Below are 14,824 nucleotides of genomic sequence, written 5' to 3' on the forward strand. Positions count from 1 at the left end.
AACGGCAACATGGTCGCGGGCCGCAACCTGTCGCTCGCCGTCAACGGCGACTACACGAACAGCGCAGGCAACAACCTGCACGCGGACGGCAACATGACCGTCAGCGCCACGGGCACACTGACCAACACGGGCACACTCGCGGCCAATGGCACGCTCACCGCGACCGGCGCAAACGTCGTGAACGCAGCGGGCGCAGGCATCAACTCGACGAACACGAGCGTCAACGCTGCCGGCACGCTGACCAACGCGGGACGCATCGAAGGCGACACGGTCACGACGAACAGCGCGACGCTCGCCAATACCGGTACGGTCATCGGCAACGATGTAACGGTGAACGCGAACGACGTCCAGAACACGGGCGCGGCGGCGGTGATCGCAGGCGCGAACAGCGTCCACATCTACGCGCAGAACTCCGTGACCAATGCGGACGGCGCGCTGATCTACAGCGCGGGCAATCTGGAAATCGCGAAGGATGGCACGCGCGACGGCTCTGGCATGCTCGCGAACCAGACAGGCACGCTCACCAATAGCGCCGCGAACATCGAAGCGGACGGCGACATCGACGTCGCGGCGCACACGGTCAACAACATCCGGACAGGCGTCGTTACGCAGGCGGGCACGCCGCAGGATGCGGGCAGCACTACCCTGGCGTTGTGGACGGCGGGCCTGTCGGGTGGCGGACTCGGCAGCCACAGCAGCCTGACGTTCCCGCAGTGGAACTGGCAAGTCGATAACGCACCGCTCAAGGATGCAATCATCGGCCAGTTGTCGAAACCTGTCACTGTCAAGATACCGGCGTCACAGGTCACGAATCTGGACCCAACCGCGCAGACCTTCTCACTGACGCAACCGATTCAGGAGCAGTACACCGATTCGTCCGGCCCCACGGTGCAGACGCGCAGCGTCACCAATAACCCGACGCAGTACTACAACAGCCTGAAAGACAATGGCGACGGTACGGTGTCGATCACCTTCTGGCCGGATTTCGACCCGAACAAAAACATCCGGCCAGATGGCGTCGATCTGCGCTACGACATTAGCGGCACGCACGACTACAGCGAGATCTCGCGCACGACGCAGACCACGAAAACCACCGACCAGCTCGTGAGCGCCGGCAACGCGGCGACCGTCCAGGCGCAGGGTGCAATCCGCATCAATGCGGACGGCGGCAGCATCAATAACCAGTCGTCGACGATGGCGGCAGGTGGTGATCTGGTGCGCCGCGCGGACGGTGGCAGGGTCAACGATACGGGCACGGTGCTCCAGCAGGCCGTCGATACGACGACCAGTTCCGTCTACTACTGGCACCAGAAAACGGGCGGCAGTAGCGACACGACGAAACCAATGACCGACGGCAAGTATGACGGGATCGCCCACACCGTCACGACCGTCGATGCACTACCCGCGATTGCTTCTTCGAACCAGAACGTACAGACCAACGCACAGACCATCAGCATCAATTCGGTTGACCGTCAGGGGCAGACGGTTGCCGGTTCGGGCGTCACGGGCGGCAGCGACGACGGCACGCAGACGGGCACCATCAGCGGCGGCTCGAACCGGCCGCAGACGGTCGGCGGCGCGACGGGTGGCATCCCGAACCTGAAACTGCCGGTCAATGGCCTGTACACATACAACACCGCGCCCGGTGCCACGTATCTGATCGCGACCGATCCACGCTTCACGCAGTACTCGAATTTCATATCGAGCGACTACCTGCTCAAACAGTTGGGCTAGCCAATTCACCTATGATCGACCAACGGGAACAGGTTCGACAAACATAACCGGACCTTTTACCAAACTGGACAAGTCGGACGCTGATTCTATGCGGAACACGACAGCCGATGCGGCCGGCATGATTTCAACCAACGCAGGGAGATTCAGCGCAGCGACAGCGGCTGCGGCCACTATCCCTTCGCCTTATTCCCCTGGATTGTCCGTGGCATCCTACGCCGCGAACGTGGTGGGATTAACTGCCGACGCCGTCGGACAGTTGGTTAAACCCGATGTTGGACAGTACACAAACAACGGAATCGTCAGTATCGTAGCCAACGCTGCCTCTGAGAAATATCCTGGCCTAGCTCCGGCGATTAACGAAACATCTAATGCTATTAACAACAGCGGTATTTCGAGCGCCGTGCAAAAGGCGACGAACAATTACTGGCAGAGTATCGTTGACAGTATCACCGGAGGTTCGAAGAAAAATGGGAAAAATTAAACTGATTGAGGACGGCAATTTCCCGCGCTGGCTCAGATTGGCCCTGATAGTAATTGGGATCGCTATCTTTTACTGCACCATCAAATTTGTGCCGCCGTCGCTGTGGAGCGGACTTCTTTTGATGATTGGTTTCGGTATCGCTCTTGTTGGCGGGATGACGAGCCGCGCAGCGATGTACAAGATCAAGCCATTCGACAACAGCTACAAGAAGGCTCGCGATAGCTACAAGGTCAAGGACGACGAAAACAACAGGTAAGAGAGACGCGGCGACCACATCGGTCGCCGCGTAGCAGGCCGACTCAGGAATCAGTTCTCACATGAAGATTAGCAATAGGCTGGCGGCGTTGCCGCTCTCAGCCCTGGTCACACTCGCGTCTGCGCAAAGCGTCCCATCGCTGGCGGACAAGGCGGCAGCGGCCCGCGCGAATGCCGAACAGAACCAGCAACTTCAGCAGCATCATGACGTGCAGCAGCGCGAGCAGACCGTCAACGCGCCCGCCGTGCGCTCGACTGTACCGAACGCCGGGGTGTTTCCCGAACTTCCTCACGAATCGCCTTGCTTTCGCATCGACACGTTCGCGCTTGATGTGCCCGCCACGCTGCCCGATGTCGCGCGCAAACACGGCGCGTCCAATCTCCCGCTCGATCCCTTCTGGTTCGGGCGTGAATGGCTCGACCATTACAAGGGCCAATGTATCGGCAAAGCTGGACTCGACCTACTCACGAAGGGTCTGCAACAGGCGATTCTCTCGCGCGGCTACGTGACGACGCGCGTGCTGTTACCCGAACAGGATCTGTCGACGGGCACGCTGAAAGTCGCACTCGTGCCGGGTGTTGTCCGTCATCTGCGCTTTGCCGATCCCAACACGCGCGGCACATGGAAATCCGCGTTTCCCGCACGCGATGGCGACCTGCTAAACGTGCGCGATCTTGAGCAGGGCCTGGAGCAGATGAAGCGCGTCGCATCGCAGGACGTGGACATGAAGATCGAACCCACCGACGCACCGGGCGAGAGCGATGTCGTTCTGAACGTCAAGCGCGCGAAACCCTGGACGTTCGTCGTGTCCGCCGACAACTCGGGCACGAAGTCAACGGGCAAGTGGCAAGGCAACGTGAGCCTCGGCATCGACAACCCGCTCGGCCTGAATGATGTCTTCACAGTCGGCGCAAACCAGGACCTGTCATTCAACAACAGGGCACTCGGCTCACACGGTTTCAACGGATCGTATTCCGTGCCGTGGGGCTACTGGACGGCAACGCTATCGGGCAACACAAACACCTATTATACGAACATAGCCGCCGTCAACGATACGTTCGTGTCAAGTGGCAACTCGCAGACCGCCGCCATCAGGATCGCGCGCGTGTTTTCACGCAGCCAGGCCGACGTATTCGGTGCATATGTGCAGCTATCGAAGCGCTTCGGCGAGAGTTTCATCGAAGGCACGACGATCCCGATTCAGGACCGTAACAACACCTTCATCGAGTTAGGCGCAACCGACCGCCATTACTTCGGCGGCGCGCAGTTCGACGGCACGCTCGCCTACCGTCAGGGCATTCACGGCCTCGGCGCGACAGGCGATCCGAACCCGGACCTGTATAACCCAGCGGACCAGGCCACGCCACACCCGACCTATCTGTACAAGATGGCGGTACTCGACGCGAACCTGTCGATACCGTTTGCCATTGCGTCACAGAAATTCCGCTACGTGACGACGTTTCACGGCCAGTACACGAACGACCTGCTGTTCTACATCGATGACCTGACCATCGGCAGCCGCTACACGGTGCGCGGTTTTGACGGCGAAACGATGCTCGCGGCAGAGAAAGGTTTCTACTGGCGCAACGAACTGCAATGGCCCATCTTTCAGACGGGACAGGCGCTATACGCAGGTATCGACTACGGACGCGTGTTCGGGCCGAACACGGCGATTCTGGTGGAGACTCAGCTCGCGGGCGCAGTGATCGGCGTTCGCGGCGGCATACCGGCGAAGTACGCGGGCCTGTCCTACGACCTCTTCGCAGGCACGCCCATTTACAAACCGGCCGGATTCCCTACTGCGCGCGTGACGGTCGGGTTCCAGATGACGGCGCAGTTCTAGGAATCCAACCAGACCGATCTCACCTGCCCGGGGGACAAGGTGTATATCCGAATATCCATGTTCACGCGTCGGAAGGATTCCACCCATCGCTACGACGTTTGGCTGGAGCTTATTTTTAGTGACGGAGCTTGTCCCATGTTTTTTAGAAACGCAATCGTGGCCATTGGCGCTATTACCTTAGGCGCTGCCTGCACGATCCTTCCGCAACCGACGCATGAGCTAACGACTGAGACGCCTGACTACGATGCAACCGTCTCAGCGCGCATTCGCATACTGACTGGAAACGGGGCAGGCGGCGCAATCTTTCGTCCGGGCGAAGCCTGCTACAAAGGGTTATTTGAACACGACGACAAAAAGGTCGTGGTCGGAGACGGGTTCTGGTCAGCGTGGAAATATTCTTCGCGCAGCATTACCATCGGCATGCCAGCCAGTCCGCGCAAGTGGATGACTTTCGATGGGCTCGAATTCAAGGATTTAATTAGGGAATACATTGTTCCCGCCGGGAAGCCACTCACGGTGGGTATGACAGTCAGTAGCAGCGCTGGAAATTACCACTCGTCATGTACACCTCCAGCGACAACCTTCGCACCCAAACCCGGTCAGGACTACGACATCTTCATGAATAGTGCCGGCAGCCGCTGCTGGGTCGAAGTCCGTAGAATTGACGGACATGGGATGGATGAACTCACAGTGCAAAAGGTTGCGCCCAAATGTGATGCGTCGCCGAAATAGGAACCGGTCTGCGCCGTGGGCGTCTCGTATGACCTGTTCGCGGGCATGCCCATCTACAAACCAGCCGGATTTCCTACCGAGCGCGTGACCGTCGGCGTACAGGCGACGATGCAGTTCTGACCTTGCGTGACAGGCAGGTGTATGCCCGCCTGTCGATTCACCTCCTGATTGCGACCACAAGCAACGCAGTCAGGAAAGTTGCTGAAAAGAGAAACAGTATGTGCCCGATGTCTTGAACCAGGCTTGCTATAAACATGCCGGTGGGCACTATTGAGCGGCCGGTGCCCTGGTCTTCCGCTTCGGCTGGCGAACCCGAGTCAAGGCACGACTTGCGTTTGCGTCGGCGGTTGCATTTTTCGCACCCCTGCAACGGACATAGGCTGGAAGGCCCGGTCGCTTTATCGGCAGTTTCGGGTCTGCCATGAGTTGCAACGATTCAGCCAGGTCCTTGTCCGGAAAGCTGTACCCGTTTGCGTTCATGCAAATGATCGTTGAGAAGTTAACGAAATCCTCGGCCTGGTTCTCGTAGACTTCGACACTCTTCCGCATCACTGACAGTATTGCGTCGGCGCGTTCCTGGTCGGCCGGGGTGATTGCCGGTCGACGATGAAGATCGTCAAGCAGTATTCGAATGGAGCGGAAGCGCGCGCTCATCTGCGCGCCACGCTGGAGCGCAGCCAGCGCGAGCTTTTTATACTTCTCGTCGACGGTGAGCGGTTGTCAAGCGGTTGGCTACACACTCTCAGAACATCGCGAATGGCGTCACGATCCAGAAACCGCCGGCTAGCATTCCGTCCGGCCACTCGCGCTCATCTCCAAGCACCAACAAACGACGATCTCAACACTTGTCATCAAGAGGATCAAGGTAGCGCGAATCCTATTCGTAATACTAATCGTCAAAAACAAAGTTATTAACACTTTCGTCCCGACGCTCAAACAATCGTGTGCGCAGATGACCATTCCTAGCCCATGATGTATCCTGCCAATCGCTTCGAGCGCGTAGCCGCTTTCGCGGGCCAAATCGTGAACGGCCCCGGTCGCTCAAGACGCTGTGCAACGACGCATGGGGCCAAGCCAAATCAGATTTAATTCGATCTCTGTCGATTGCATTTCGCCCGCACAATAGCGGCCCGATTCAAGGGGAGGCGTGCGATTCGGGCAATGAGAATGGCCCGAGCAGTTGCTCATGTCGGTTCCCGTTAATCCGGACGTTTGTGTCGCTGATGCGCACATTAGCAATATGGTGCGCTTCACCGATCGGCGCTATGGGCGCAGGCTCAGCATGACGCGTTTCGTTCACGCGCCATCAGATGATGTGCGAGCATGCGCGTGGATAGCGAAAATTTCTACGCCAGGCGCTTGTTGAAACCACCGTCGGCACTTGCTGCACTGAACGTGAGTGAGGGCGACCGCGAAATCTTTTGCCCCTATGCTTCTGTTTGTGTTGCAATTTAAAATATTACAAATCTTCCGCCAGTGCGTCAAAGCAATCGGCTTTTCAACCTGAGAGTATAAAAATGATCGAACAACTCAACCCTCAGCAATATAGACCAATGGAAGTCGATATTGCCTCTCTGATAGAGACCATCGCGGGGGGCAGGGCCGTGCTATTTGTTGGTTCGGGGTTCGCGCGTAACGCCATCGCGCTGGATGGCTCGACGTTTCCCACCGCAGAAGTGCTCGCGCGGGAGATCGGTGAACTTGGTGGCGTTGACGCGGACAAGGATCTGCGTTATGCGTCCGAGAAATATCTGCGTATGAATTCCGGGGAAAAGCTTGTTGACATGCTTCTGGAAGCTTTCTCCGTCAAAGAGGTGCTGCCGCATCAGACCACGATCGCAGCGGCTCCTTGGCGACGAATCTACACGACGAACTACGATCTAGTCGTAGAAGAATCTGCGAAGCGGGCCGGAGTTCGCATAGAATCTGCCGACATAGACGATCAGCCCGGTGACTATCTGGCTAAGAAAAATACTTGCGTTCACCTGAATGGATCTATACGCAATCTAAAAGCGGAAGATTTGAATGGTCGCTTCAAATTAACGTCGTCGTCATATCTCTCATCCGAAACATTCAATAGTTCCGCTTGGCATTTTCCATTCAAGCGAGATTTGGAAATGTGCACGGCGCTTGTTTTTGTTGGATACTCTTTATACGACATTGAGATTCAAAAAATACTTTACGAAAACCCCGATTTTATTGAAAAGACGTTTTTCGTTACAGCACCGAATGTTTCTGAGCGGGAGCGATTTACCCTTGCCCCCTTCGGGAATTGTCTTGCGATCGGAGCAGAACGTTTTGCCGAACACATAACTCTCTACTTGCAAAAATTTCTGCTTGATCGCAGCGTTGACCTACTGACCAGTTTTAGAAAATATGAGCTATGCGAGCAGAAAAGAGCACCTAGAGATGCCGATGCCGAACGTTTTTTGATGGTTGGGGACGTCAGCGACGCGCTACTTGAGACCAGTCTTCTCACGGGAGAAGGTGCGCCATTAGCCGTTCGTCGCACAGATCTGAATCTCGCTGCAGAAGCGGCGGCAAAAGGACGGCACGTCGCCATTATTTCGGATTTTGGCAATGGAAAGTCCGTTTTTCTGCGCAGTTTAACGATCTTGCTAGTGCAAAAGGGTAATGATGTATATGTCGTCGACAACCCCGACGACTACAACAGAGAAGATTTGGAAATTCTTGCGAAATCGACCAAACGCGCATTTTTGGTAATCGATAGCTACGATCAGCATGTTGACTTTCTTCAACATTTCACCGATCTATCTCCCGCAAACATCACACTGTTGATTGCAGCGCGCACCACCAAACACGAGCGGATGCAAGATACATTAAGCAGATTAAAAATAGATGTCTAGGAATTCGTCATCGACGAACTGGATAATGCTGAGACTGGAGAATTCGTCGAGATTGTTGATAATGTTGGATTATGGGCCGATCTCGTAACGTTGGGCGCAGACAATAAATCGAATCTGATTAAACGAAAGCATCGTGGTCAACTGCAGCAAACGTTGTTGAATATTTTGCAAGCCCCGCAAATGGTGGCTCGGGTCTCGGAGATCGTCAAATCGATTTTCACGAAAAACTCTTACAAAGACACGATTTTCGCGATTAGCGTTCTTTCTGCATTGGACTTTTCACTTAAACCAAGCCTCATTTCTGAAGTAGCAGGAAATGACGAGATTTACAGTTCCACGCTGCGAAGCAGTGAGGATTTCAAAAGCCTTGTGCGAATTGAGCGTGGATTGGTTTTCGCAAGATCGAGCGTATTCTGCCTCGCGTTGATCCGAAATCATTTTGTGTCGACGTATATTGTTGATCAGCTTCTTGCCATTGCAAAGCGAATGGATACGCACGACACGAGTCATCAGAAAGGTGAGGTTTTAAAATCTTTACTTCGATTTTCTGGAGTCGAACGCCTTTTTCCAGAGCGTCAACGAATTAATAATCTCGTCAGATATTACGAAGAGGTGAAAAGGCGCGTAACCTGGCTCAAACAGGATCCGCATTATTGGCTTCAATTTGGAATGGCATTGCTTGCGCACGACGAGTACGAAAAAAGTCAACGCATGTTAACCCAAGCATACGAATGGGCCGCAAAGAAGAATAATTATCATACCGTGCACATTGATATGCAGCAGAGTCGCTTGTATATGAAAATGTCGGTCAAAGAGGAGGACGCGACTCAGAGCTTTAAACTCTTTAAGAAAGGGGTGGAATTTTTGAGGGTGATTCCCGATGATGTCACAAAGTTTAAATATCTCGAAAACGTGGCTCCGATTTTCTCGGCAAAATTTGAAACCTTTAGTTCTGGGCAGCAAATAGAATTCATTAAGACTTGTCAAAAAATGGAACAGGAAATGCATGCGTTTATTGCTCGAGATGGTGGGTCCTACGGAGCAGAGCGAAGATTATCGGACGCCAGGACTAAGCTCGAAGGGACGATAAGCAGCGGTTTGAAAATAATCAAAACTGTCGCGTAGTTTGGGGCATGGTCCTCGTCTTTTCTGCCGGCAGGATCTCGAACTTGGTTGCGTCTCTAGCGGACCGCACCGAGATCCGATTCGCCGGCGTACCTCACTTCCGTAGATAGAGTGGGCTCTTGAATCGTGGGTCGGCTCCGATCGAAACTTCAGTCGAAGTCGACTGCTAAAGGTCTTTTTATTGATGGGCTGACGACTCTTCGACACGAGATCGTTCAGAATAACCCCAAGAAATCATCGATTTACGGGGCGGTTCGTGTTTTTTTAATCATGTGCTGCCGAGCACGGTTACTATCAAACACCAGCAAGCAACGATCTCGACATTCGTCACCCGTACGAACTACGCTGCCAGACTCTAGACGTCGATAACGATGTTAGGAGCGTACGCGTCGACGCGCAGACAATGACGTGTACAGGTGATCATCTGCAGCGCGTCACGAGACTATCTTGCTGCCTTATATTTTTTAGATGCGTGCGTTCACTCGTTGGTGAAGCGAGTGTGTTGTCGCCTAAAAGTATCGATGCGATCATTCTGGTGACGACAGGTTGATCATGGGTATGATCACTCTTGATTGTTGCATGGACGAGCGTGTTCCTATTGTTACTGGACCGCAATGAATCGCAAGGCACGTTACGACGGCAGACCTTCGGCGCGCATTACAGGCAGGGCGCGCGTGCGTGATGTCAAAAGCGATCAGCTGTTAATGGCAGGTGAGAACTGCACACGGTTCACGAGATCGAGGCCACAACTTTCGAAATGCCAACCGCTTATATGGACTTAATGGTGACGTGCGGTGAGCTTTAGATCAATTCGATAGTTGAGCGATTTGTTTTTTGTAGAAACAGTAAATCCATTCAAAAGCGAATGAATAACATGAAACGTTATCTGATCCTGACCGGCGACAAAACCACCGCAAACGGCACCGTGCAAGCGGCCTCGACGACGATTCAACTCGCAGGCCGCGACGTCGCGCACGAAGGCGACGACGTCGCGTGCCCCGCATGCCACTCAACGGGCAAGATCAAGTGCGACGGTCCACGCGAAGTGATGACAGCACCCGATGGCCGTCACGCCGCGTTAAGCGACGACCTATGTCTCTGCAAATGCAACCCGCCGCCAAAGCTGGTCGCATCACAGCAGACATTCTCGGTAGGCGAGTGATCCGTCCATCAGCACCCGGACATCGACGTATCACTCCACCAGCTTCGCCACAATCGGCTCGACCACTTCGCGCTGCCGTTCCGCCTTGATCCTGTAAAGCGCATCCGTCGGATGCACCCCATCGATCAGCAGCGCGCGCCAGTCATGCATCGCGCCGATATACGCATACTGCCGGATCAACGCGAGCCGGTAATGCTTCGCCATTTCATCGACCACGGCCACATAGCGCGGAACGATGGTCCTGTTCACGGCATAATCGACCGGGTTCGGTTCTTCGAGCACCACGATCCGTCCCGCGCCCTGCGACTCTTCGATAAACCGCATCAGATGCGCACGAAACGCAGCCGGCGGTTCCTTGACATGATTGTCCGCATCGTTGAGCGCAAAGTTGACGATCACGATATGCGCCGGCGAACTCGCCACCCACTGCGCGTAAGTCTGGCTATACCCGTTGTTGCCTTTCTCGCGATCGGCCAGCGTCGCGCCAGGTACGCCGTTGTTCTGCACGATCACATGCGGGCCGAAACGCGCCTGCAATGCAGCCTGAAGCAGGGCAGGCGGATTGTTCGGCGTCTGCCACGACTTCTTGAAATCGTCCGATGTCTGGTAGCCCCACATCGTCGAATCGCCTTGTGCGTCGATGATGATCGGCCGCTCAGTCACAGGCGCGCCGGATGCCGGACCCGTCGCCGCCACGGCATGCAGCGCGGCAACACCGAGCATGGCCGCGGCCAGGGCGCGCACCTGTTTAACACGCGAACAGGCGAGTCGATAGTCAGGCGTCATGGTGCCTCGCAATTGAATGGACAATTGAATGAACGTCAGCCGCCGCGACCGATTCTTGCGGCGTCACAAAGCGCAACACGAACTTGATGCACAATCGATGCTGCGTTCGGCACATACGATCTCCACGAGGAGCAGCGATGAGAGTTTCAGATCTGGAAGGCGCGTTACTCGATTACTGGGTTGCACGGGCGGACAATCTGCCCAAGCCGCGCATCGACGACGGCTTCTGCTGGATCGAAGAGCCCGCCTGCGACGGCGATCCCGCTGGCGCGCTCGAAGCCGCCTTCGCACCATCGTCCGACTGGGCGCAATGCGGCCCGATCATCGAGCGGGCGAGAATCCATCTGGTGCCGGCGGCAGCGGGCGAGCGCGCCGCGTGGACGGGCGCCGTTCCGGCGGGCGCGAGCACCATCGAACAGGTCGGCGAGACGGTGCTGATCGCGGCCATGCGCGCCTTCGTCGCGAGCCATTTCGGCGATACCGTTGCGGACCAGCCAGGCACGCACTGAGCCGAACGGTTCATTGTCTGATGCCTTGCCGCATCAGATGCATTCGAACACCACTTCGACAGTCTGGGTGCCCGCCCCGCGCACGCCGTTCGTGTGGATCTCGACGGTGTGCAGTTCCTTGTTCTGTTCGCGGCAGTACGCCCTTGCATGCTTGATCCCCGCGTTACGGACGCTATTCCACGACACCAGGCTGAAGCGCCCGTGACTCGTGACAAAGAGGTAGCCGTTCTGCTTTCTGTCCACGCCCGTTACCGCGGTACACGCGGTCAGCACGCCAATTCCGGCGAGCAGAATGCACTTCTTCATAGTCCTCCCTCGGTTGGCGCATTGTCGCGGGCGAGGGCCGCAACAGGCAACTGAAAAAAACGCTAACTGGCGTCAGGGCGGCGCGCGTGCTATCCGCCAGAGTGCACCCTGATTACATTATGCTTTCCCACGGGCGCGCAGTGCATGCGTCGGGTGTCGACGGGAGGATCGCATGGGCGGTGTGTGGCATGAAGTCTGGTTGACCGTGGTCGGCGAATTCGCCGACCTGAGCGACATCAAGGCGATCACGCAGGTCGTGATGCGGCTGGGCCTCGCGCTGCTGCTGGGCGGCACGCTCGGCTTCGAACGCGAACTGGCAGGGCGCGACGCGGGCTTGCGTACCCACATGCTGGTTACGACGGGTTCGGCTCTGTTCGTGCTGGTGCCGCTGCAGGCCGGTTTCTCGCAGGACAACATGAGCCGCGTGCTGCAGGGGCTGGTGTCGGGCATCGGCTTTCTGGGCGCGGGCGCGATCATCAAACTCAGCGCGGAACGCGAAGTGCGCGGCCTGACCACGGCGGCGAGTCTCTGGCTCGCAGCGGGCGTCGGTGTAGCGGCCGGACTCGGGCGCGAAGCGACTGCCATTCTCAGCACGGTCATCGCGCTGGTGATTCTGGCCGGCGTGCGGGCGATCAAGCCGCTTGCTGCACCCGCAAGCGAAGACAGCCGCGCATCGAATGAAAAGGCACGCGAGCGTTGAAGCGGAGCGCGCGGGGCGCCACTGGCAGCGCTCGCGGAGTAGCATGACAGCGAGCGCGAACACCATACCAGGCCCGCGCGACCGATCCTCAGGAGACATGCATGCTTCCCGTCGCCGACACCTACGACGCACTCGTTGCCGCATTCGAATGGCGCATTCCGCAGCAGTACAACATCGGCATCGATGTCTGCGACAAGTGGGCCGACGGCAGCGGTCGTCTCGCGTTGATCTGCGAGACGCGCGATGGGCAGGCGACGCACTACACCTTCGATGAACTCAAGTCGCTGTCGGACCAGTTCGCGCATGCGCTGCGAGCGAGCGGCGTGCAGAAGGGCGACCGCGTCGGCATTTTTCTGGCGCAATCGCTGGAGACGGCACTTGCGCATATCGCCGTGTACAAGTGCGGCGCGATTGCCGTGCCGCTCTTTGCGCTGTTCGGTCCCGATGCACTCGAATACCGTCTCGCCGACAGCGGTGCGGTTGCACTCGTGACCGACATGAGCGGCGCGCAGAAGATCGCCTCGGTGCGCCCACGTCTGCCCGAATTGCGCTCGGTTTTCTGCGTCGACATCGAGCAAGCTGACCGTGAGTTGCAACTCGACTCATTCTGGTCGGCGCTCAACGCAGCGCCGCTTCATTTCGACGCCGAACCGACCCAGGCCGACGATCCCGCCGTGATCATCTACACCTCGGGCACCACAGGCAAGCCGAAGGGCGCGCTGCATGCGCACCGCGTGCTGCTGGGTCATCTGCCTGGCGTGGAGATGCCGCAAGCGTTCTTTCCCAACGACGCAAAGCTGATGTGGACGCCCGCCGACTGGGCGTGGATTGGCGGCCTGTTCGACGTGCTGCTGCCGTCGTGGCACCACGGTATCGCCGTGCTCGCGCGGCGCTTCGAAAAGTTCGACGGCGAAGCCGCGTTCGATCTGATGCAGCGCCACGGCGTCACGCACGCGATCCTGCCGCCGACGGCGCTCAAGATGATGCGCACTGTTGTCGATCCCGAGCGCTGGCAGCTTTCGCTGCGCGCGGTGGCGAGCGGCGGCGAGTCGCTCGGCGCGGAACTGATCGGCTGGGGACGCCGCGCGCTTGGCGTGACGATCAACGAGTTCTACGGGCAGACCGAGTGCAACGTGGTCGTGGCGTCATGCGCGACGCTGTTCGAGCCGCGCTTCGGCTCGATCGGCAAGGTGGTGCCGGGCCATCGCGTGGCGATCGTCGACGATACGGGGCACACGCTGCCGCGCGGCGAACCCGGCAACATTGCGATTCAGGCACCCGACCCCGTGATTTTCCTCGGCTACTGGCGCAACGAAGACGCGACGCGCGCGAAGTTTCGCGGCGACTGGCTGCTGACGGGCGATATGGGCCTGATGGACGAGGACGGCTTTATCCGCTTCGTTGGCCGCGACGACGATGTGATCACCAGCGCGGGTTACCGGATCGGCCCGGCGCCTATCGAAGACTGCCTGCTGCGTCATCCTGCCGTGCGCATGGCGGCTGTGGTCGGCGCGCCCGACGCGCAGCGCACGGAGATCGTCACCGCGTTCGTCGTGCTCAATCCAGGCTATCAGGCAAGCGATGAACTCGTGCAGACGTTGCAGCAGCATGTGAAGACGCATCTCGCCGCGCACGAGTATCCGCGCACGATCCATTTCGTCGATGCATTGCCGATGACAGCGACAGGCAAAATCATCCGGCGCGAACTGCGCGACCGCGTCACGCCGCCGCGCTGAATCAGGCCCGCTCAGGCCAACTCAGGCCCACTCTCGCGGCGCGTCGTCCTGCGATGCCAGCGTGAGGCCCGCGACGGGCAGCGGCAGCGCTGTCTTGTAGCGCACCTGCTTGAGCGCAAAGCTCGAACGGATATTCGACACGCCGGGAATCTTCGTGAGCCACTGCACGATGAAGCGTTCGAGGCTCTGCATGTCGGGCACCACCACGCGCAGCAGATAGTCTGCGTCGCCCGTCATCAGATAGCACTCCATCACCTCGGGCCGCTCGCCGACTTCCTGTTCGAAGCGGCGCAGCGCGTCTTCGACCTGCTTTTCGAGGCTCACCTGAATGAACACGTTGATGCGCAGACCGATCGCCTCGGCGTCGAGCAGCGTGACCTGCTGACGGAACAGGCCGAGCTTCTCGAGCGCGCGCACGCGGTTGAAGCAGGGCGTCGGCGACAGGTTCACGGCGCGCGCCAGTTCGGCATTGGTGATGCGCGCGTTCTGCTGAAGCTGCTGCAGGATCGCGATGTCGATGCGGTCCAGCCGGCGCGCGGCCGGTTTTGCGTCGGAAGTCATGGTGTAAATATTCCGTTTTAGCGCGA

Annotated in this window: 14 protein-coding genes and 1 pseudogene; 11 read left to right on the forward strand and 4 right to left on the reverse strand. The window is 57.7% G+C overall.

Annotated elements, in window-relative coordinates:
- The 5 genes and pseudogenes from DK391_RS30735 to DK391_RS30750 all read left to right on the forward strand — a co-directional run.
- Positions 1–1,734 (forward strand): annotated as a pseudogene (locus tag DK391_RS30735) (filamentous hemagglutinin); the annotation flags it as partial.
- Between the two features lie 118 nt (positions 1,735–1,852).
- Positions 1,853–2,215, forward strand: a complete 363-nt coding sequence (locus DK391_RS44510) for a lipase family protein (protein ID WP_162600952.1) — start codon at positions 1,853–1,855, stop codon at positions 2,213–2,215.
- Positions 2,202–2,471: a hypothetical protein gene (locus tag DK391_RS30740; protein ID WP_109481770.1), complete on the forward strand. Its 270-nt coding sequence runs from the start codon at positions 2,202–2,204 to the stop codon at positions 2,469–2,471. Before DK391_RS44510 ends, DK391_RS30740 begins: the two co-directional genes overlap by 14 nt.
- A gap of 61 nt (positions 2,472–2,532) precedes the next feature.
- The gene (locus DK391_RS30745) at positions 2,533–4,314 is read left to right on the forward strand and encodes a ShlB/FhaC/HecB family hemolysin secretion/activation protein (RefSeq protein ID WP_109481771.1); all 1,782 of its coding nucleotides are present in this window, start codon (positions 2,533–2,535) and stop codon (positions 4,312–4,314) included.
- 135 nt (positions 4,315–4,449) lie between these two features.
- A complete protein-coding gene (locus DK391_RS30750) occupies positions 4,450–5,046 on the forward strand; it encodes a hypothetical protein (protein WP_109481772.1) in 597 nt (198 codons plus the stop codon).
- A gap of 267 nt (positions 5,047–5,313) precedes the next feature.
- On the opposite strand, the gene DK391_RS30755 is transcribed toward DK391_RS30750, so the two are convergent.
- Positions 5,314–5,700 (reverse strand): hypothetical protein, encoded by a 387-nt coding sequence (locus DK391_RS30755; RefSeq protein WP_109481773.1) that lies wholly within the window; start codon positions 5,698–5,700, stop codon positions 5,314–5,316.
- Between the two features lie 863 nt (positions 5,701–6,563).
- Between DK391_RS30755 and DK391_RS30760 the strand changes: the two genes are divergently transcribed.
- The 3 genes from DK391_RS30760 (at position 6,564) to DK391_RS30770 (ending at position 10,200) form a co-directional block, all read left to right on the forward strand.
- Positions 6,564–7,913: an SIR2 family protein gene (locus DK391_RS30760; RefSeq protein WP_109481774.1), complete on the forward strand. Its 1,350-nt coding sequence runs from the start codon at positions 6,564–6,566 to the stop codon at positions 7,911–7,913.
- A 90-nt stretch (positions 7,914–8,003) separates the two neighbouring features.
- On the forward strand, positions 8,004–9,038 hold the full coding sequence (locus DK391_RS30765) for a hypothetical protein (protein ID WP_162600953.1): 1,035 nt from the start codon (positions 8,004–8,006) through the stop codon (positions 9,036–9,038).
- An 874-nt stretch (positions 9,039–9,912) separates the two neighbouring features.
- Complete coding sequence (locus DK391_RS30770) at positions 9,913–10,200, forward strand: PAAR domain-containing protein (protein WP_109481776.1); 288 nt, start codon at positions 9,913–9,915, stop codon at positions 10,198–10,200.
- 30 nt (positions 10,201–10,230) lie between these two features.
- Here the strand turns inward: DK391_RS30770 and DK391_RS30775 are convergent, their stop codons facing one another.
- Positions 10,231–10,986, reverse strand: coding sequence for an SGNH/GDSL hydrolase family protein (locus tag DK391_RS30775; RefSeq protein WP_109481777.1), 756 nt, complete (start codon positions 10,984–10,986; stop codon positions 10,231–10,233).
- Positions 10,987–11,123: 137 nt separating this feature from the next.
- On the opposite strand from DK391_RS30775, the gene DK391_RS30780 reads away from it, so the two are divergent.
- Positions 11,124–11,495 carry a DUF2591 domain-containing protein gene (locus tag DK391_RS30780; protein WP_109481778.1) on the forward strand — a complete coding sequence of 124 codons (372 nt, stop codon included), beginning with the start codon at positions 11,124–11,126 and terminating at the stop codon, positions 11,493–11,495.
- A gap of 33 nt (positions 11,496–11,528) precedes the next feature.
- Here DK391_RS30780 and DK391_RS30785 read toward each other — a convergent pair whose 3' ends face one another.
- Positions 11,529–11,801, reverse strand: coding sequence for a hypothetical protein (locus DK391_RS30785; protein ID WP_109481779.1), 273 nt, complete (start codon positions 11,799–11,801; stop codon positions 11,529–11,531).
- 172 nt (positions 11,802–11,973) lie between these two features.
- Here DK391_RS30785 and DK391_RS30790 point away from each other — a divergent pair, with 172 nt between their 5' ends.
- Positions 11,974–12,501 (forward strand): MgtC/SapB family protein, encoded by a 528-nt coding sequence (locus tag DK391_RS30790; RefSeq protein WP_109481780.1) that lies wholly within the window; start codon positions 11,974–11,976, stop codon positions 12,499–12,501.
- Between the two features lie 101 nt (positions 12,502–12,602).
- Positions 12,603–14,237, forward strand: coding sequence for an acyl-CoA synthetase (locus DK391_RS30795; protein WP_109481781.1), 1,635 nt, complete (start codon positions 12,603–12,605; stop codon positions 14,235–14,237).
- Between the two features lie 21 nt (positions 14,238–14,258).
- Here the strand turns inward: DK391_RS30795 and DK391_RS30800 are convergent, their stop codons facing one another.
- Positions 14,259–14,798, reverse strand: a complete 540-nt coding sequence (locus DK391_RS30800; RefSeq protein WP_109481782.1) for an Lrp/AsnC family transcriptional regulator — start codon at positions 14,796–14,798, stop codon at positions 14,259–14,261.
- Positions 14,799–14,824: the final 26 nt, after the last annotated feature.

The sequence above is a fragment of the Paraburkholderia sp. C35 genome (assembly GCF_003121405.1).
Taxonomy (GTDB): Bacteria; Pseudomonadota; Gammaproteobacteria; order Burkholderiales; family Burkholderiaceae; genus Paraburkholderia.